At 68.7% G+C, this 18972-nt stretch carries 14 protein-coding genes; 7 read left to right on the forward strand and 7 right to left on the reverse strand.

Going from position 1 to position 18972, the window contains the following annotated elements; all coding sequences use genetic code 11:
• Positions 1-11 precede the first annotated feature (11 nt).
• Entirely contained in the window at positions 12-935 is a 924-nt protein-coding gene (locus tag ABZ824_RS13300) for an aminotransferase class IV (protein WP_356963444.1), read from the forward strand.
• A gap of 8 nt (positions 936-943) precedes the next feature.
• On the opposite strand, the gene ABZ824_RS13305 is transcribed toward ABZ824_RS13300, so the two are convergent.
• The gene (locus tag ABZ824_RS13305) at positions 944-2293 is read right to left on the reverse strand and encodes a serine hydrolase (protein ID WP_356963445.1); all 1350 of its coding nucleotides are present in this window, start codon (positions 2291-2293) and stop codon (positions 944-946) included.
• A gap of 377 nt (positions 2294-2670) precedes the next feature.
• Entirely contained in the window at positions 2671-3909 is a 1239-nt protein-coding gene (locus ABZ824_RS13310) for an APC family permease (RefSeq protein ID WP_356963446.1), read from the reverse strand.
• Between the two features lie 534 nt (positions 3910-4443).
• Here ABZ824_RS13310 and ABZ824_RS13315 point away from each other — a divergent pair.
• The 5 genes from ABZ824_RS13315 to ABZ824_RS13335 all read left to right on the forward strand — a co-directional run bounded on the left by ABZ824_RS13315 (position 4444) and on the right by ABZ824_RS13335 (position 9994).
• The gene (locus tag ABZ824_RS13315) at positions 4444-4869 is read left to right on the forward strand and encodes a Fur family transcriptional regulator (RefSeq protein WP_356963447.1); all 426 of its coding nucleotides are present in this window, start codon (positions 4444-4446) and stop codon (positions 4867-4869) included.
• A 63-nt stretch (positions 4870-4932) separates the two neighbouring features.
• Entirely contained in the window at positions 4933-6402 is a 1470-nt protein-coding gene (locus ABZ824_RS13320; protein ID WP_356963448.1) for a catalase, read from the forward strand.
• 102 nt (positions 6403-6504) lie between these two features.
• A complete protein-coding gene (gene bla, locus ABZ824_RS13325; protein ID WP_356963449.1) occupies positions 6505-7413 on the forward strand; it encodes a class A beta-lactamase in 909 nt (302 codons plus the stop codon).
• Between the two features lie 726 nt (positions 7414-8139).
• On the forward strand, positions 8140-9366 hold the full coding sequence (locus tag ABZ824_RS13330; RefSeq protein WP_356963450.1) for a cytochrome P450: 1227 nt from the start codon (positions 8140-8142) through the stop codon (positions 9364-9366).
• A gap of 37 nt (positions 9367-9403) precedes the next feature.
• On the forward strand, positions 9404-9994 hold the full coding sequence (locus tag ABZ824_RS13335; protein WP_356963451.1) for a helix-turn-helix domain-containing protein: 591 nt from the start codon (positions 9404-9406) through the stop codon (positions 9992-9994).
• 55 nt (positions 9995-10049) lie between these two features.
• Here the strand turns inward: ABZ824_RS13335 and ABZ824_RS13340 are convergent, their stop codons facing one another.
• The 4 genes from ABZ824_RS13340 to ABZ824_RS13355 all read right to left on the reverse strand — a co-directional run bounded on the left by ABZ824_RS13340 (position 10050) and on the right by ABZ824_RS13355 (position 17499).
• A complete protein-coding gene (locus ABZ824_RS13340) occupies positions 10050-11282 on the reverse strand; it encodes an FAD-dependent monooxygenase (RefSeq protein WP_356963452.1) in 1233 nt (410 codons plus the stop codon).
• Positions 11283-11445: 163 nt separating this feature from the next.
• Positions 11446-13167: an allophanate hydrolase gene (gene atzF / locus ABZ824_RS13345; RefSeq protein ID WP_356963453.1), complete on the reverse strand. Its 1722-nt coding sequence runs from the start codon at positions 13165-13167 to the stop codon at positions 11446-11448.
• Positions 13168-16779 (reverse strand): urea carboxylase, encoded by a 3612-nt coding sequence (gene uca / locus ABZ824_RS13350; protein ID WP_356963454.1) that lies wholly within the window; start codon positions 16777-16779, stop codon positions 13168-13170.
• A 12-nt stretch (positions 16780-16791) separates the two neighbouring features.
• Positions 16792-17499, reverse strand: coding sequence for a GntR family transcriptional regulator (locus ABZ824_RS13355; protein WP_355078686.1), 708 nt, complete (start codon positions 17497-17499; stop codon positions 16792-16794).
• A 192-nt stretch (positions 17500-17691) separates the two neighbouring features.
• Between ABZ824_RS13355 and ABZ824_RS13360 the strand changes: the two genes are divergently transcribed.
• Entirely contained in the window at positions 17692-18150 is a 459-nt protein-coding gene (locus tag ABZ824_RS13360; protein ID WP_355078685.1) for a hypothetical protein, read from the forward strand.
• Positions 18151-18204: 54 nt separating this feature from the next.
• Here the strand turns inward: ABZ824_RS13360 and ABZ824_RS13365 are convergent, their stop codons facing one another.
• Positions 18205-18927 carry an SDR family NAD(P)-dependent oxidoreductase gene (locus ABZ824_RS13365; RefSeq protein ID WP_356963455.1) on the reverse strand — a complete coding sequence of 241 codons (723 nt, stop codon included), beginning with the start codon at positions 18925-18927 and terminating at the stop codon, positions 18205-18207.
• Positions 18928-18972 lie beyond the last annotated feature (45 nt).

Consider the following 18972-nt stretch of genomic DNA (forward strand, 5'->3'; position numbering starts at 1 on the left):
AGCCTGCGCCGATGGCGAATCCTCATCCTCACGTGTATCTCGGCGACCGGATCGTCGCGGCCGAAGCGGCCACGGTGGGCGTCGCATCGTCGGCGGTGTTGTACGGACTCAGCGTCTACACCGTGTTCCCGGTGCACGTGGATGGGGCAGCGCGTACGGCGTTTCGTTTGGACGACCATTTCCGTCGGCTCGAGGAGTCCTGCAAGATCATCGGGATCGATCGATTCGCGCAGGAGTGGGATTACGCGCGTTTCCGTGCGGCCGTCGTGGAGCTGATCGCCGCGAATGCTCCGCGTGAGGACGTTTTCGTGCGTGCGACGGTGCACGTGGTCGAGTCCATTCCTGGCACGCGGGTGCGGGGCTGCGCCATTCGGGTCAGCATCTTCGTCTACGACGCGGTGCCCATCGTGCCGCAGGACGGTATGCGCCTGAAATCCAGTCCGTGGCGGCGCATTCCGGACAACGCGATTCCCTCCCGCGCGAAAGTCAACGGCGCGTACGTGAACTCGGTGCTGGCCAAGCAGGACGCGATCGACAGCGGCTACGACGACTGTGTCTTCCTCGACGGCAACGGGCACGTCTGCGAACTCAGCGCGGCGAACATCTTCCTGGTCCGCAACGGCACGTTGATCACGCCCGACGTCTCCTGCGACATCCTCGACGGCATCAACCGCAGGACCGTTCTCACCTTGGCGGCGGAGGACGGCATCCCGGTGGTGGAACGCACCGTGGATCTCACCGAGTTGTACATCGCCGACGAAGTGTTCGTCACCGGCACGTCATCCGGTGCCGCGCCGGTCGTCGAGGTGGACGGCCGCCTGGTCGCCGAGGGCGTCCCCGGCCCGATCTCCCAGGCGCTGCGCAAACGCCACCATGCGGCATTGCGCACCGACGAGGTGCACGGCTGGGTCACGGATCTGTCCGCGACCAGGTAGCGGCTCGTTCAGCGGATGGCCGGGGTGCGCGGGTCGGGTCCCAGGCAGACCAGGATGGCGCAGCCCGGCGGGACGTCCGCGAACGGCGGATCCAGCGGGTGGCTCAGGCAAGCGAAGACGTTGCAGCCCGGATAGGCGGCGGGACCGAGGCCGAATACCGCGATCAGGATGTCCGTGTCGACGAAACGGCGTGGGTCCAGCCGCAGCGGCGGCTCGACGTACGGTCCCGGGTCGGGTACCGGCCGGTCGTAGAACGCGTCGAACACTTTGCGGAAGAACTCGTAGGGCAATTCCTGGGTGTTCTGCACGACTCCGGACACGCCCTGGCTGCTGACGTTCCCGAAGACGCCGGTCCACACCACGGTGAGGTCGAGGCTGGGTATCACGAAGACGTTCTGCATGCCGAGGCCGGCCATCGCGTACACGTCGTGGGGCAGGAAGTCGGCGATTTCGGCGCAACCGCCACCGAGCCAGAACAGGTAGCCGTAGCACGCGTTCGTGGGTGAGGGCGTGCGCGCCTTGCGCAGGTAGTCGCGGGAGACGATCTGCTGCGCTCCCCAGTGCCCGTCGTTGCTCACCAGGAGTCCGAGCTTCGCGAAATCGTTCGGCGGGATCATCAAGTGCGCGTAGCCGTAGGTGTGCCCGGATCGGTCCTGAGCCCAGTAATAGTCCCCGCGAGGAATTCCGAGCGGATCGAACAGTTCGCGCTGCGCGAAATCTTGCAGAGGTTCGCCGACGGCCAGCTCCAGCACGTAGGCCAAGAGATCGACATTGCGCTGGCTGTAGGTGAAGACGGTGCCCGGCGGGTTGTCCAGCGGCACGCCCAGCGCCTGCACCGCGCTGTCCGGGTCGACCGGGATCACGCCGGTGACGCCCTCGGTCAGCACGCCGACCCGCATGCCCGAGGTCTCGGTGAGCAGATTCTCGACGGTGATCGACCGGTGCTCCGCATCACCGAGCCCGGCGGGCAGATAGCGGTCGATGGGCGCGTGGAGATCGAGTTTTCCTTGGTCCCATCCGATTCCGGCGAGCAGCGAGATGACGCTCTTGGTCGCACTCCAGATATTCCACGCCACGTTGCCGGTCTGGTCGTTCGTCGGTCCCTCGCCGATGAGGCAGTTGTGCCGGAACACCTGCACATTGAAGCGGTTTCGGCCGTTCGCGAAGGTCAGCGCATCCCGCAGTTTCGCGGAATCCAAACCGACTTGTTCGGGTGCCGCCCGCTCTAGATCGCGCCCCGAGGTGACCGCGCACCGCACCTCGTCGCCGGTCGCGGCGGCCGCGCCTCCGGCGAAGACGTTGCCAGCCACCAGCGAAACCGCCGCGATTCCCGCCAGGAATCCACCGAAACGCCCCATGTGCAAAAGGCTAGCGCCCTTTGGCCTGTTCACGCGGTAAACAGGCGGGGAACTGGACATCTGATCTTCGCAACGAGACGCTGACGGGACAGGGGCGCTTGCCGCGTCGGTGCCGAACAGATGGGGCGCGGCACAAGCGGAGCCTGCCGAGCCGGGCGCGAGGAGCCGTTGTCGGTCGGATGGCTCGGTCGACTGCGTCGCGTCTCTCCGGTCGGCAAGCTATCGGTAGGGGACTGGCATATCGCGCCGTTCGCCATGGTTGGGCGACGACGGCCCGCTGTGCGGCCGTTTCGGCGGTGGTGCTCACCCGATGTCTACAGCGCAAGGCCAAGGGAGGTCGGTGGGCCAGTCGAGCGGCTCGGTGGACGGCCCGATCTTCAGCGGTAGCGCTTGCCCGACACATACAGCGCCGCGCCGACGAGGAGCGCGCCGAGCCCGGAGAGAACGGAGCCGAGGGGCAGCGCGAATCCGACGACGACGCACCCCACCGCGCCGACCACGGGAATCCACCGGGGCGGCCGATTCTCCTCGACGGTCAGTGTGGCGGCGGAGAGGTTGGCGATCAAGTAGTAGAAGAGCACCGTGAACGAGGAGAACCCGATGGCCGCGCGTACATCGAAGAGCGCGGCGACCACGGCGACGATCGCGCCGACCACCAGTTCGGCGCGGTGCGGCACCCCGAACCGCGGATGCACGGCGGCGAGCGCCCCCGGCAGATAGCGGTCCCGCGCCATGGCCAGCATCGTGCGGGATACGCCGAGGATCAGGGCGAGCAGCGATCCGGCCGCCGCGAGCACCGCGCCGATGCGCACCACCGGCGCGGCAGCGGGAACGCCCGCCGCGCTGACCATTCGCGCCAGCGGGTCGGCCGCCTCGGCCAGTCCGGCGGAGCCGAGCACGCTCAGCGTCGCGACCGCGACCAGCGTGTAGACCGCGAGCGCGAGTGCGAGCGCGATCATGATGGCGCGGGGGATGGTGCGTTGCGGTTCGCGCACCTCCTCACCGAGCGTGGCGATGCGCGCGTACCCCGCGAACGCGAAGAACAGCAGTCCCGCCGCCGTGAGCACGTCGCGCGGACCGACTCGGCCGGGCAAGGCGGTTGCCGCCGAATGCGATCCGAACAGCCCGATCACGACCACCACGGCGAGCACCGCGAGCACTACCGTTACGAGCACCCGAGTCGCGAACGCCGACTTCTGCACGCCCGTGTAATTGATCGCGGTGATCGCCACCACCGCGCCCACCGCCACGGCGTGCGCCTGCTCGGGCCAGGCATAGCTACCGACCGTCAGCGCCATCGCCGCACAAGAGGCCGTCTTCCCTACGACGAACCCCCACCCCGCGAGATATCCCCAGAACGGTCCGAGCCGCTCCCGCCCATACACATAGGTGCCGCCGGAAACGGGGTATCGCGCCGCCAGCCGCGCGGACGACGTCGCGTTGCAATACGCCAGCACCGCCGCCACCGCGAGCGCCACCAGCAACCAACTCCCAGCCGACGCGGCCGCAGGCGCGAGCGCCGCGAATATCCCCGCACCCACCATCGCCCCCAACCCGATGACCACCGAATCGGCAAGCCCGAGTCGTCGACGCAAAACCCCATCTCGCGACGCCATCACCGCATCCTCCCCCACCACCCCCGCCCTCGCAGCGCGACTCCGCGAGTGGGCACATGGCCGCGGCAGAACGCGAGAAGCCCGCACAACCATGTCCCACTCGTGGGGTGCAGACCGCTGGAAGCGACAGCGCCGCCAGGTCGGAATGACCTGGCGGCGCTGTGGGCTGGGACACCGTGCTGGTGTCTGTAACCGTCGACGCCCCACAAGCGCCTCTCGGCGGGTGGTCGCTCGAAGCGACAAAGGGTGCGGCCCGGGGCTGTCCGGACGCCGACGGTGGGTGTCGACGTCCCACAAGCGCCTCTCGGCGGGTGGTCGCTCGTAGCGACAAAGGGTGCGGCCCGGGGCTGTCCGGACGCCGACAGGGGGTTCAACCACGCACTCGCGGAAGCTATTCCGGGAGAATTTTGTGACGCTCGCCACTCGATGCGTCGATGTGGTGTGCCGCGCGGTGCGACCCGTTGTGGAGGAATTTTCTGGAGTGATTCCAATCGCTTTTCTTGACTGATTCCAGAAAGCGGCCAGAATCGAAGTATGCACACCAACGGCACTGCTCCCCGCGAGTGGTTGCGAGCAGCGGGTTTGCGGGTCACCGCCCCGCGGCTCGCGGTACTGGACGCGGTCGCGGCACGCCCGCATTCGGATGCCGACGCGGTAGCCGCCACCGTCCGGCAAAAGCTCGGCTCGGTATCCACTCAGGCTGTCTACGACGTGTTGCACGCTTGCGTGCGCGCCGGAATCCTGCGGCGGATCGAGCCCGCGGGTTCGTCCGCGCTGTACGAGACCCGCATCGGCGACAACCACCACCATCTGGTGTGCCGCAGCTGCGGTGCGGTCGTGGATATCGACTGCGCCGTGGGCCGAGCCCCATGCCTGGCCCCTTCGGACGCGCACGGATTCGTTGTCGATGAAGCCGAGGTCGTCTTCTGGGGACGGTGCCCGTCCTGCCGTTCCGAGTAGCGGTCCACACACCCGGGTCGGTCCCATCCCGGGAAACGATGTTCACCAGCCGAGGAGTCTCCTGTGACCGAACCGACAACCACGAACACCGGCATCCCGGTCGAAAGCGACGACGAATCGCTCACCGCGGGCGCGCAGGGCCCGATCCTGCTGCACGACCATTACCTCATCGAGAAGCTGGCCCAGTTCAACCGCGAACGGGTGCCGGAACGCATCGTGCACGCGAAGGGCTCGGGCGCATACGGTGAGCTGGTCGTGACCAACGACGTCAGCCGATACACCAAGGCGAAGCTGTTCCAGCCCGGTGCGCGCACCGAGTCGCTGGCGCGGTTCTCCACTGTGGCCGGTGAGCAGGGCAGCCCGGACACCTGGCGTGATCCGCGCGGATTCGCGGTGAAGTTCTACACCGAGGACGGCAACTACGACCTCGTCGGCAACAACACGCCGATCTTCTTCATCAAGGACCCGATCAAGTTCCCCGACTTCATCCGCTCGCAGAAGCGCCTGCCCGGTAACGGGCTTCGCGACCACAATATGCAGTGGGATTTCTGGACCCTGCGTCCGGAGACCGCGCACCAGGTGACCTGGTTGATGGGCGATCGCGGCATCCCGAAGAGCTACCGGCACATGAACGGCTACGGTTCGCACACGTACCAGTGGATCAACGCCGCTGGCGAGCGTTTCTGGGTCAAATACCACTTCAAGACCGACCAAGGCATCGAGTTCCTGACCCAGGCCGACGCCGACCGGATCGCGGGGGAGGACGCCGATTACCACCGCAAGGACCTGTGGGAGGCGATCGAGCGCGGCGACTTCCCGAGCTGGACGGTCTACGTGCAGGTCATGCCGGTCGCGGAGGCCGAGGGCTACCGGTTCAACCCGTTCGACCTGACCAAGGTGTGGTCGCACAAGGACTACCCCCTGATCGAGGTCGGCAAGTGGACGCTGAACCGCAACCCGCGCAACTACTTCGTCGACATCGAGCAGGCCGCGTTCGAGCCCTCGAATGTCGTTCCCGGCATCGGCTTCTCGCCGGACAAGATGCTGCTCGGCCGCGTCTTCGCCTACGCGGACGCGCACCGCTACCGCATCGGCACGAACTACGCGCAGCTGCCGCCGAACCAGGCAAGGGCGGCGGAGGTGAACTCCTATTCCAAGGAGGGCGCCATGCGGTACTACTACAACGAACCGAATGTGCCAGTGTACGCACCGAATTCGTTCGGTGGACCGCACGCCGACCCGGAAAAGTCTCAGGACGACGGCATCTGGGACTTCGATCCGGCCATCGTGCGAGCCGGTTACCTCCAGCATGCCGAGGACGGCGATTTCACCCAGGCGGGCATTCTCGTGCGCGAGGTACTCGATGACGCGCAGCGGAAGCGGTTGGTGGACAACATCGTCGGCCACGTACTCGGCGGTGTCCGGGAGCCGGTGCTGAGCCGGGTCTTCCAGTACTGGAAGAACGTGGACGCCGATCTCGGCAAGCGTGTCGAAGAGGGCGTGCGCGCGGGGCTCGACGGCTCGCAGAGCTGAGAAATCCGCATCGAAGGCAGGTGCGTGGCGTCGCGCACCTGCCTTCGGCGTGTCCGGCCGATCCTGTTTGCCCGGTGGGTGCTCGGATGTCAGAGTGAAGACATGTCTCGGCTGACACGCGACTACCGGGTGGCGCTGGCCGCCGCATTGGCGCTGCTGGCCGGTTGCGGTGCCGAAACCGATGCGACGCAGCCGATCACGACGAGCGTCGAGGCCGGTCCCGCCGCGAACGCGCGCGTGGCGGATCTGGAGGCTCGGTACGGGGCGCAGATCGGGCTGTTCGCGGTAGACACCGGCACCGGCAGGACGGTGACCCACCGCGCCGACGAGCGTTTCCCGTTCCTGTCCACCTTCAAGACGCTCGCGGCGGCCGCGGTGCTGCGAGCGCATCCGCTCGACACGGGATACTTCGATCAAGTGATCCGCTTCCACGAGGCTGATCTGGTCGACAACTCGCCGGTGACCAGCGCCGAACTGGCCGACGGGATGACGCTGGCGCGCGTGGCCGAGGCCGCGATCACCCGCAGCGACAACACCGCGGGCAACCTGTTGCTGCGTGAGATCGGCGGCCCGGCGGGGCTCACGGCGTTTCTTCGCACGCTCGGTGATCCGACCAGCAGGCTCGACCGCTGGGAGACCGAACTCAACACCGCGATCCCCGGTGACGAGCGCGACACCACCACTCCGGCCGCACTGGCCGCGGACTACCGCGTCTTGGCGTTGGGCGACGCGCTCGGCGCCCGGGAACGCGACCAGTTGGCCGTCTGGCTGAAGGCGAACACGACGGGTGGCAAGCGCATCCGGGCGGGGTTGCCCGCCGAGTGGGTCACCGGCGACAAGACGGGCACCGGCTCCTACGGTTCCGCCAACGACGTCGCGATCGTCTGGCCCGAAGGCGGGCGGGCGCCGATCGTGATCGCGATCATGAGCCGCAAACCGGCCGAGGACGCCGAGGTGAACAACGACCTGCTGGCGGAAGTGACGAAGGTGGCCGTAGACCGGCTCCGGTGACACTCGCCGGGTGTGTCGGCCGAAGCGGACGCCGATAGCGAGGCCGGGGACCGTGGCGGGGGCGGCACCCTCGGCTCGTCGAGGACGAACTCGGTGGCGTCCGGAGGACGAAGATTACGACGACTTGTAGTAGACCTGGCCGGATCGGGCGGCCAGGCTCCGGTCAGCTACAGCAGGCCCCACCAGTAGAGCAGGGTCGCCAGAATCCAGACCACCACGGTTTCCATCGTCGCTCCCAATCTTCTTGGCGCACTTATGACCATCATCCCGCGATCCGGGGCCGGGCGATAGGCGCTAGCGGGGTCACCGCTCGGTCAACCCGCTCATCTGCGATTTCGATCTTGCAAGGTGTTCTTAAGTGCGCGCCAAGCCCGCCCCTGCATTCTTTGTCTCGCGGGAGGGACATACCCAGCACCGCAGGTGCGAACCGAGGAACGACCTGTCTCGAGGGGTGACAGGTCGGAACTCGGGGGTGGTGTCCGCCGGGCCGGTCTACGAGGGGTGGCCGGCCCGGCGGACGCGGGACGCGGAGCGGTCGCTCGCGCTGGCTCTTCCTGGAGCTGACCGGCAACGAGACGGTGTTGCCGCTGCCGAAGGTAACCCACGAGTGTGCGGCGCCGGGCCCGACGCGAGGCAGGCGCGGCTGGGCTGGTCGTGAATGGTGACCGGCCGGCCGACCTGAAACCAGTTCTAGACAGATTGCTTAATTTGTCTTACGGTCGATACATGGCGGATGTTGCGTATCGGACGGCTCCGGTTTTCGAACTTCGTTCCGGTCCTACTTGGGCCTCGCCGTGGGAGATGTACGCGGCACTGCGTGAGCACGATCCGGTGCAGCACGTCGTACCGGCCGCGCGACCGGAGAACGACTACTGGGTGCTCACCCGGCACGAGCACGTCTACGCGGCGGCGCGGGACAGCGACACGTTCTCCTCCCGCGACGGGCTGACGGTGGAATACGGCGAACTCGACGAACTCGGCCTGACCGACAACCCTCCGCTGGTGATGCAGGACCCGCCGCAGCACACCGACTTCCGCAAACTGGTCGCTCGCGGATTCACCCCACGCCAGGTCGAGGAGGTGGAGCCGGTGGTCCGCCGCTTCGTGCGCGACCGGCTCGACGCCATCACGGCCCAGGGCGGCGGGGACATCGTCGAGCAATTGTTCAAGCCGCTGCCGAGCATGGTGGTGGCGTATTACCTCGGGGTGCCGGAACAGGACCGGGCGAGGTTCGACGGCTGGACCGATGCCGTCGTCGCGGGCAGCCTCGACCGGACGAACACCAAGGCGCAGGCGGCGTCGGCGGAGATGATGGGCTACTTCGCCGAGCTGATCGAACGCAGGCGCACCGACCCCGGCGACGACACCGTGTCCCTGCTGGTCCAGGCGGGAATGGCGGCCGAAGACACGGACGTGCGCGGGTTGATCCAGATCCTCGCCTACACCTGGACGATGGTCGCGGGCGGCAACGACACCACCACGGGCCTGCTCGGCGGCGCCGTGCAACTGCTGCAACAGCACCCGGACCAGCGCGCTGCGCTCGCCGCGGAACCCGATCGCATTCGCGTCGCGGTGGAGGAGTTCGCCCGGCTCACCGCACCGGTGCAAGGGTTGGCGCGGACCGCGACGCGCGATGTGGAACTGGCCGGGAAGACGGTGCCCGCGGGGCGGAAGGTGTTACTGGTGTTCGGGTCGGCCAACCGGGACGAGCGGGCGTTCGGCGCCGACGCCGCCGAGCTGGATATCGACCGGAATCCGCAGCGCATCCTCACCTTCGGGCACGGGCCGCATCACTGTCTCGGCGCGGCGGCCGCGCGGATGCAAGCCCGTGTCGCGCTCGAAGAGTTGCTCGATCGCTTCCCGGAGTACGTCGTCGACGTCGACGCGGTCGAGTACGCGAGCGGTCCGTACGTCCGCAGGCCGACTACTGTGCCGTTCCGGTGCGGGGCGTGACCACGGAAGACCTCGTTCGCGCCGGAAGGGACACGGCATGAGTGGCGATTGGCTGGCCGACGGTCGCGCCGAACTGGCCGGTGAGCGCATTCTCGACGCGGTGCGCGCGCTGTTCATCGACAAGGGCGTCAGCGGGGTCGGCATGGCCGAAGTCGCCGACGCCGCGGGCTGTTCCAGGGCGACGCTGTATCGCTACTTCGAGAATCGGCAGGCGCTCTACGTGGCATTCGCGGGCCGGGAGGCCCGGCAGCTGGTCGAGCGGGTCTGGCGGGACCGTGCGGAGTCCGCGAGCGCGGAGCCGGGGGAGCAACTGCTCGACACGTTGACCGCACTGTTGGCCGAGGTGCGCAAGACGCCGCATCTGGCGGTCTGGTTCGAACCGTCCAACGCGGGAATCGTGGCGCAGCTGGCCAATTCGCCGGGTGTGGTCGACGCGCTCGCCACGGATTTCGTCGCCGGATTCCGTCCTGGGTTGCCCCCGCTCGCGGCCGAGCGCGTCGGCCGGTGGGTGGTGCGCGCGATGGTGTCGTTGCTGACGCTGCCCGGCGCGGGAGAAGACGAGGAACGAGCGATGTTGCGCACCTTCGTGCTGCCGTTCCTGCTCGACGACCGGACCGTGATCGACTGACGCCGGTCGTCGACCGGAGCCCTACGGGACTCCGGTCGAAGCGCGGGCCACGGGTTCAGACGGTCGCTGCCGAGTAGTCGGGCAGGTCGTAGGTCTCGGTCTTGCTCAGCATCCGCATCATGACCGGTCGCATCGCCTTCGACATCATCAGTTTGCTGAGGGTGTGGCCCGCGCGGATACCGAAGCGCGACTTGGGCGTCATCGCGTTCAAGCCGCCCGGCTGCAACTGCTGGGCCGTCTTCACGAAGGGGCGCAGGACCTCCTCGTAGCGGGCCAGGCCCTGTCCGGGGTTGTCGGCGTGCGCGGCGAGTTCACCGGCGAGCACGTACGCGCCCACCAGTGCCATCGCGGTGCCCTGCCCGGTGAGCGGGGAACCGCAGTACCCGGCGTCGCCGAGCAGGACCACCCGGCCCTGGACCCAGCTCGGCATGTCGATGCGGGCCAGCTCGTCGAAGTAGAAGTCCGGCGCATCGGTCATCGCCGCCGCGATGCGAGCGGACTCCCAGCCGCCGCCGGCCAGGCGCTCGCGGATGAACTGCTGCTGTGCCGTGACGTCCCGGCGCAGCGCGGGATCCGCCGTCGCGCGGATCACGACGAGCGCTTTGCAGGTGGCCGGGTCGGCGTCGGGGCGCATGCCCAAGCCGGTGGCTCCGACCATCGAATGCATCGTGAACCAGTGCGGTTCCAGGTCTTCCGGTCGCGGCAGCGTGAAGAACGACATGTATCCGCCCAGGTACGTCGCGAACTGCTCCTCGGGGCCGAACACCATTCCGCGGGTAGCGGAGTGCAGCCCGTCCGCGCCGATCACGATGTCGAATCGCCCGGCCGCTCCGGAAGCGAAGGTCACGTCGACGCCCGCGTCGTCCTGCCGGATGTCGGTGATCCACTCGCCGTAGCGGTAGTCGACGCCGCCTTCGGCGTCGAGCAGGTCGAGCAGCACCTGGTTGAGGTCCCCGCGGGTGATCTCGATTTCGGCGACGGCGCCCTTGCCGTCGAAGAGTTCGGCGGGCATGCGGAGGATTTCGCGGCCCGCGTCGTCGACGTACTTCATGCCGCGCTCGTCGAGCTGATAATCGCGGATGCCGGGCATCATGCCCATCCGCTCGGCCACCTCGCGGCTGGGTCCGCGCAGGTCGACGGCCTGCCCGCCCGGTCGCGGCGCCGCGGCGCGCTCCACCACGGTGGCCCGGATGCCGGACCGGAGCAGTTGCAGCGCGACGGCATTGCCGCCGATGCCGCCGCCGGCGACGAGCACGCGGAGCTGGCTGCTTACGGACTTGGCGCTCATGACTTTCCTCGACTCCCATAGGGTTTGTCCAAATGTCTTAGACATATGTCTAACACAGCACTTGCACGAATGTCTAGTACAAATGTCTAAACGGCCCCGTATGAGAAAGGCCCATGGCGGCGAGGAGTTCTCGCGGCCATGGGCCACTGGTGGATCGCAGTAGCTAGGCGCGGTGTCGGAGGTATCCGCGCCAGCTCGCGTGGTGGGTGATGTCGGTTGCGGCGCTCGCGGCGTCGTAGGTACAGGCGAACCCGACGACGTCGCGGCCATCGGCGAGTTCGATGCTGGTCAGCGCCATGGGAGCCGGCAAATCGGCGAGGAAGCCACCCAGCCCCGCCGGGGAGACGCGGAACAGTTCCCCTTCGATCGGAGCGCCGCGGCCCGGTCCGTGTCGCACCAAGCCCGGCTTGGGCGGCGTGGTGTCCAGTGCGGTCAGGCGGTAGGCGTCGGTGGTCCGGATGTCGCCGAGGAAGCGGGCGCCCAGTTGCTCGAGCTGCCAGTGCAGCGGCTGCCCGCGCAGGTGCGCGCCGAAGACGGCCAGGTCGACACCGCGATCGACGAACAGCGGAGCGCTGTCGAGACCGACCAGACGGGCGGCGAGATCGACGGCCACCTGATCGGCGAAGGCGGGAGTGACCAGCATGACGCCGAACGGCGCGCCCTCGGCGGTAGGGGCGCCGGGGACGGCGACGGCGGCCATGTCCAGCAGGTTGCAGAAGTTGGTGTACGTGCCCATTCGCCGATTGATGCCGATCGGATCGGCCCGCACCGCCGCGATGCTCGGGTGCTCGGTGGTCGTCGGCAACAGCAGTGCGTCGAAGCCGTGCAGGAGTTCGGCGGCCGCCGCCTTGGCGCGGGCGAGGGTGTCGAGGTCGGCGGCGAACGCGGAACCGGTCTTGTGCCGCGCCGCGCCGATGATGGCGGCGACCGTGGGATCGGCGCCCGCGGGGGCGGTGTCCAGGAACGCGCCCACCGCGGCATAGCGTTCGGCGACGAGCGCGCCGTCGTAGAGCAACAGCGCGGCGTCGAGCAGGGCGGAGATGTCGATCTCCTCGGTCTTCGCACCGGTTTCGCCGACAGCGGCGACGGTGCGCGCGAACGCTTCCCGATATGGCTCGCTGAGCGCGGCAAGGTCCTCGGGGCGCGGCACGGCGATGCGCGGCGCGAGCGGGGCGGCCAACCGGACGTCGGCGGGCCAGCTTCGGCTGCGCGAGTCACGCGGCTCCGGGCCCGCCATCACCGCCGCCGCGGCCACCGCCGAGGCGAGGTCGGCGGCGAAGACCGTCACGGCGTCGTAGTCCGCGCAGGCAGGCACGGTCCCGTGCGCCGGGATCACGCCCAGCGTGGCTTTGATGCCGACGATCCCGTGCAGTGCGGCGGGCACGCGGCCGGATCCGGCGGTGTCGGTGCCGATTCCGATATCCGCGATGCCGAGCGCGACCGCCACCGCGGAACCGGAACTCGACCCGCCCGACACCAACTCCGGATCGAAAGCGTTGCGCACCGCGCCGTACGGGCTGCGCGTCCCGACCAGCCCGGTGGCGAACTGGTCCAGATTCGTCTTGCCCAGCACCAGCGCCCCGGCCGCGAGCAACCGCTCGATCGCCGCCGCGGTCACCTCCGGCTGGTAGGCGAACTCGGGGCAGGCCGCGGTGGTCGGCAGCCCCGCCACATCGATGTTGTCCTTCACCGCCACCAGGACTCCCGCCAGCGGCAAGGTCTCTCCGGCGGCGAGCCGTCGCGCGAGGGCGGCCGCTTCGGCGGCGACCTCGCGCTCCGGTCGCAGGGTGATCCACACCTCCGGCCGATCGACCTCGACGATCCGCCGATAGGCGGCCGCGACGCGTTCGACGGGGTCGGCTGCCGTGTTGCCTGGAACGGGCATTCAGTCGACTCCGATCACTACTAGGGGCGTGCCCGGCTCCACCTTGGCGCCGGGCGCGGTCAATACCTTCAGCACGGTGCCCGCGCTCGGGCTGTGCACAGGTAGTTCGAGCTTCATCGCCTCAAGGACGGCAACCGGCGCATCGGCCGTGACGCGCTGCCCCGGCTGGACTTCCACGCGCCACACATTGCCGATCATCGGCGCGGACACCACCGTCGCGTCGGCGGGCAGCCCGGCCAACGGGTCTTCGATCGGCGCGGCGACGGGCGCGACGGTGCCGCGTTCGAACTCACCCGCCGCCCGCCAGGCTTCCTTCTCCGCCTCGAACGCGGCGGCCTGCCTGGTCTCGAACTCGGCGATCGAATCGGCCTCCGTGCGCAGCAGCCGCAGATGGTCGGCGAGCGCGAAACTACCCTCACTGACCTCGGCGTCGAATCTGCCCGCCTCGGCCGCGGCACGGTGTTCGAGCAACTGCTCCGCGCCGACGGGTTCCCAGACGATGCGATCGAAGAACCGGAACAGCCAGGGCGTGCCCGGTTCGAACGGCGCGGACTGCCGGTAGCTGGACCAGATCGGCACGGTGCGGCCGATCAGCTGGTAACCGCCCGGTGATGCCATGCCGTAGACGCACAGGTACTTGCCGCCGATGCCGACCGCGTCGGAGGGAGTCCAGGTGCGCGCCGGATTGTACTTGGTGGTGACCAGGCGGTGCCGCGGATCGAGCGGAACCGCCAGCGGCGCACCGAGATACACGTCTCCGAGGCCGAGCACCAGATACTCGGCGTCGAAAACGGTGGCGCGCACATCGTCCACGCTGTCGAGCCCGTTGATGCGGCGGATGAACTCGATGTTCGACGGCAGCCAGGGCGCGGCGTCGCGCACGCCGCTGCGGTAGCGGTCGATCGCTTCGGCGATGGAGGGATCGTCGAACGACAGCGGCAGCCGGATGGTGCGGCTCGGCACCACCAGGTCGGTCGTGGCGGGCAGGTCGAGTTCGAGTTCGGCCAACGTCCCGAGCAACCGATGCTGCGGCAGCACCTCCGGGTCGAAGTGGACGTGCAGCGACCGGACGCCCGGAGTCACGTCGAGAATGCCGGGCAGCCGCACGGCCGCGAGAGCTTCGGCCAGTGCGTGCACCCGCATGCGCAGCCCCAGATCGAGGACCATCTCCCCGTATTCGACCAACACGTTGTCGTCCCCGCCGCGCAGATAGCGCACGCGCGGGCGGTCCTGCGACGCCTCGACACTGCCGAGTACGCCGCGATCACGCAGGGCGGCGCGGGTATCGGTGACCAGATCCGGCACGCGGCTGCCGTTGGACGCGCGCAACGCGGCCGCCTTGTCGTCGTCGACCGGCACGAACCGCACCGAGTCGCCGGGACGCAACTGGCCCATCCGCCAGCGATGCGCGGACACCACGGTGAGCGGACAGGCGAAGCCGCCGAGGCTCGGGCCGTCGGGACCGAGCAGGATGGGCGTGTCGCCGGAGACGTTCAACGCGCCCACGCTGTAGGGGTTGTCGTGCAGATTGGACGGGTGCAGCCCGGCCTCACCGCCGTCGGTGCGCGACCAGGCCGGTTTCGGGCCCTCCAGCCGGATGCCGGTGCGGTTGGCGTGGCTGCCGACCCGCCATGGGTGCGTGCAGAACTGGGTCATGTCGGCGTCGGTGAAGTACGCGGGCGATGTCTGCGGACCGACACCGACCGCGAGCTGCCACTCGTGGGTGAACTCGGGCCGGTCACCCGGCGGTACCGCGGCCGGCGCGCCGAGCGTGTCGGCGGGCGCCGGGGCGATTCCGAGCACGTCGCCGGTGGCCACCGCCTTACCGGTCACACCTCCGAATCCGCCGAGGGTGAAGGTGGACGCGCTGCCGTGATAGAGCGGCGCGTCGATGCCGCCGCGTACCGCCAGATAGGTGCGCAGGCCGGTGTCGGCCGGTGCGCCGATGTCCAGCACCGCGCCCGCGGCCACGGTGACCGGCTCCCACATGGCCACCGGGCGGCCGTCCACCGTCACCGGAGCCTGCGCACCGGTCACGCACACGACCGTGGTGTCGGAGAAGCGCAATTGCGGTCCCTGCAAGGTGCATTCGAGCGCGGGAACGCCGACCGGGTTGCCGACCGCTGTGTTGGCGAGGGTGAAGGAGAGGTCGTCCATCGGACCGGACGGCGGAATGCCGACCTCCCACAAGCCGATCCGGCCCGGATGGTCCTGCACCGTGGTCATCGTCCCGCCGCGCAGCACGTCGATGCGGCGGCCGACCGGGCGGATCTCGGCCAGCGTGGTCGTGGTGTGCTCGGTGCGCAGGACCCGGCCGTCGGCCGCGGCCTGGCGCAGTTGCGGCAGATTCGTCTGCACACCGTAGACGCGGGTCGCGCCGAGCGCGGTGCGCAGCGCGGCGAAGGCGTCGGCTCGGCTCTCGCCCGCGCTGATCACCTTGGCCAGCAGCGGGTCGTAATACGAACTGACCGCCGAACCGGTGCCGACCCACGTGTCGACCCGGACGTCGTCCGGGAAGTGCGCGGCCGTGACCAGGCCCGCGCTCGGACGGTAATCGTGGCCGGGATCTTCCGCGTAGACCCGCGCCTCCACCGCATGGCCGGTGATCGCCGGTCCGCTCTCGGGCTGCTCGTCCACCATCGCGGTGTCGCCGCCGGCCAGGCGCAGCATCCACTCGACCAAGTCGACGCCGGTGACCGCCTCGGTGACCGGGTGTTCGACCTGAAGGCGAGTGTTCATCTCCAGGAACGACGCGGCGCCGCTGTCGGTGTCGTAGACGAACTCCACCGTCCCGGCCGAGCGGTACCCGACCGAGCGGGCCAGTTCCCGCGACGCGGCGAGCAGGTGTTCGGACAATTCCGCGGTGAGTCCCGGCGCGGGCGCCTCCTCGATCACCTTCTGGTTGCGGCGTTGTAGCGAGCAGTCCCTGGTGCCGAGGCTGACAACGCGGCCGCTGCCGTCGCCGAACAGCTGCACCTCGACGTGCCTGGCGCGCGCGACGAAACGCTCCAGGAAGACGCCCGCCGAACCGAAGTTCGCCGCGGCGATGCGCTGCACCCGCTCGTAGGCCGCGCGCACCTTGTCCGGGCCGAAGCAGGCCTGCATACCGATGCCGCCACCGCCGCCGACCGCCTTCAGCATCACGGGGAAACCGATCCGCTCCGCTTCCGCCACCGCGTGTTCGGCCGATTCGAGCAGGTCACTGCCCGGGATGAGCGGCACGCCCACCGCGCGTGCGGCGGTGCGTGCGGTGTGCTTGTCACCGAAGACGCGCAGTTGCTGTGGGGTCGGTCCGACGAAGGCGATGCCCGCTTTCTCCACCTCGGCGGCGAAATCGGCATTTTCCGAGAGAAATCCGTAGCCGGGATGAATGGCTCCCGCTCCGGTCGCCAGTGCCGCCTCGACCACCGAATCGGCACGCAGGTAGGACTGCGCGGCCGGTCCCGGACCCAGGTGCACGGCGACATCGGCCATTTCGACGTGCGCGGCGCCGACATCGGCATCGGAGTACACGGCCACCGTCTTCAGCCCGAGTTCCCGGGCTGTGCGCATGATGCGGCATGCGATCTCGCCGCGATTGGCGACGAGTACCGTATCGAATTCCAGACTCACTACCGCTCCCTGCTATTCCGTAGCCAGCGACATCGCCGCGATCGCGCGGGTGACCCGCTCGAGCACGACGTCCAGCGATTCACCGATGTGCGTGTGCAGCAGCCGATACGCGAGCGAAAGGTCCTCCGCCAGAACGGCGTCCAGGATTCCGAGGTGCTCGGCGATGGTGGTCTCGATCCGGTTGTTGACCATGAAGTCGTACATGCGTACGTGCCGGATGCGGGAATTCACCGCTTTGAGCGCGCGCACCATCTCGGTGTTGCCCGCGGCGGTCAGCAGCGTGACGTGGAATTCCTCGTCACGCACCACGAAGCCGGGCTCCTGGGCCGGAGGGTCGGCGCGCAGTTCCAGCCAGGCGGCGCGCTCGGCCTCCAGCAGCGCCCGATCGTGCGTGACCGCGGGATTGGTCATCGCGCGCTGGAGACCGCCCAGCTCCAGCGTGATCCGCAGCTCGTACAGGTCGCGGATCAGCGGGATGCTCGGCCGGACCGGACTGAACCCGTATTCTTCGCGTTGGAGTAGTCCGTCCGAGCACAGGACGGTCAGCGCTTCGCGGATCGGCGTGCGCGAGATGCCGAAGCGGGTGGAGAGTTTCGGCTCGGTGAGACGTTCGCCGAACTTGATGTCCCCGTTCATGAGTTCGCTGCGCAGCTTCTCGTACACCACGTCGCGCAGGGGTTTGCCCGCCGCGTCGGCCAGTGTCGCTATCCGTGTCGACATGGCTGTATACGCTATTGACCTCGCGTTTCGATGGAGTGACCGTAAGTTATCGCCGCGTTAGCGTCTGCTCACCGCGCCGGTCGGAGCAATGTTCGGCCGCCGTCCGGGGTACTCGGAGCGAAACGAAATCCCGGGCAGCCCCGACAGTCTCATCGAGTCGGTTGTCCAACAGCGAAGCATCAAGGAGAAGGTATGAAGCGCAGCACGAAGATCGCCGGAGCCCTCGCCGCCGCGGCGATGGCGACCCTTGTGGCGGCCGGCAACGCCCAAGCCGATCCGGGCACGGTCTACTTCTCGGCGGGCAGCACGAACTGCGCGATCTTCGCGGACGGCTCCGTCGGATGTGATTTCGGCTATCCCCAGCACATGAGCTACTACGTCGGCGGCACCTACATCCCGGTACCGGTGACGGTGAACGAGATCGTGATCGACCAGGCCTGGCTGCCCGCGCATCCCACCTTCGACCCGGCCACGCCGTACACGCTGCCGGGTGGCAACCCCAGCATCAACGACGTGAAAACCGGCTCGGGCCAGTGGGGTCCGATCATCGAGCACGCCGGAGCGTCGTGCCAGGTCGGCTTCCACGGCAGCTTCACCTGCCAGGCACTGGGCCGGGGATTCAGTTCCTACGGCGGTACGGTCACCGCCTGAGCGTCCGGCCGGCGCGCTCGCTGACCGCGGGCGCGTCGGCCGCAACCGCGCCTGCTACCGGCCGCCCGTGCCGTCGAGCCGGATGATCTGTGCGTTCACCGTGCTCGCCGCGTTACCGGCCAGATAGGCGACTACCGCGCCCGGCTCGGTCGGCCGCATCGCGGCGAGGGCGGTCTCGAGTTCCGCGTTGTCGGTCGTCCCGGCGCCGTAGCTGACCGTATTGACGGTGATCCGCCGGGACCCGAAGTCCGGGGCCACCGCCTGGCCGAGCTGCTCGACCGCGCCGCGCACCGCTTCGTGCACCGCGCCGCCCGGGTCGGCGGGATCGCAGACGGTGATGACCCGGCCTTCGTCGGCCAAGTGCTGCAACGCCAGTTGCAGGCCGTGGAAGACGCCCTTCACCGTGGCCGCGAAATTGCTGTCGAACGCCTCCGAGCTGAGCTTCGGGAACGGCTCGGACTCCGGCACCGCCGCGGTGTTGACCAGCACGTGCCACCCGCCGCAATCCTCGAGCAGCGCCTGCACCAGCTCCTCGTATTCGTCGCGATCGGCGATATCCGCCGCGAGTGCCAGCGCCGCGCCGCCCGCCTCGGTGATCTCCTTGACGACGTCCGCGGCGGGCTCGGGGAAGTGCGGATGCTGCACCACGACCTGAGCGCCTTGCGTGGCAAGAGTTTTCGCGATCGACCTGCCGATTCCGGTGTAGGCCGCCGTGACCAGGGCGGTCTTCCCGGACAGCGGTCTGTCCGCGGGCACGCTGTCGACGGGCTTGCTCATCTGCCGACCTTTCGTCGATTGCGGGAATTCGGTTTCAGCGATGAT

This window comes from Nocardia sp. NPDC047038 (genome assembly GCF_040644075.1).
Classification (GTDB): Bacteria; Actinomycetota; Actinomycetes; order Mycobacteriales; family Mycobacteriaceae; genus Nocardia; species Nocardia sichangensis.

Excerpts from the sequence above, each read along its gene's own strand:
- ABZ824_RS13300 (WP_356963444.1), top strand. The coding sequence starts at position 12 with ATGGCGAATCCTCATCCTCACGTGTATCTCGGCGACCGGATCGTCGCG.
- ABZ824_RS13305 (WP_356963445.1), bottom strand. The coding sequence starts at position 2,293 with ATGGGGCGTTTCGGTGGATTCCTGGCGGGAATCGCGGCGGTTTCGCTG.
- ABZ824_RS13310 (WP_356963446.1), bottom strand. The coding sequence starts at position 3,909 with ATGGCGTCGCGAGATGGGGTTTTGCGTCGACGACTCGGGCTTGCCGAT.
- ABZ824_RS13315 (WP_356963447.1), top strand. The coding sequence starts at position 4,444 with ATGCACACCAACGGCACTGCTCCCCGCGAGTGGTTGCGAGCAGCGGGT.
- bla (WP_356963449.1), top strand. The coding sequence starts at position 6,505 with ATGTCTCGGCTGACACGCGACTACCGGGTGGCGCTGGCCGCCGCATTG.
- ABZ824_RS13330 (WP_356963450.1), top strand. The coding sequence starts at position 8,140 with ATGGCGGATGTTGCGTATCGGACGGCTCCGGTTTTCGAACTTCGTTCC.
- ABZ824_RS13335 (WP_356963451.1), top strand. The coding sequence starts at position 9,404 with ATGAGTGGCGATTGGCTGGCCGACGGTCGCGCCGAACTGGCCGGTGAG.
- ABZ824_RS13340 (WP_356963452.1), bottom strand. The coding sequence starts at position 11,282 with ATGAGCGCCAAGTCCGTAAGCAGCCAGCTCCGCGTGCTCGTCGCCGGC.
- atzF (WP_356963453.1), bottom strand. The coding sequence starts at position 13,167 with ATGCCCGTTCCAGGCAACACGGCAGCCGACCCCGTCGAACGCGTCGCG.
- ABZ824_RS13355 (WP_355078686.1), bottom strand. The coding sequence starts at position 17,499 with ATGTCGACACGGATAGCGACACTGGCCGACGCGGCGGGCAAACCCCTG.
- ABZ824_RS13360 (WP_355078685.1), top strand. The coding sequence starts at position 17,692 with ATGAAGCGCAGCACGAAGATCGCCGGAGCCCTCGCCGCCGCGGCGATG.
- ABZ824_RS13365 (WP_356963455.1), bottom strand. The coding sequence starts at position 18,927 with ATGAGCAAGCCCGTCGACAGCGTGCCCGCGGACAGACCGCTGTCCGGG.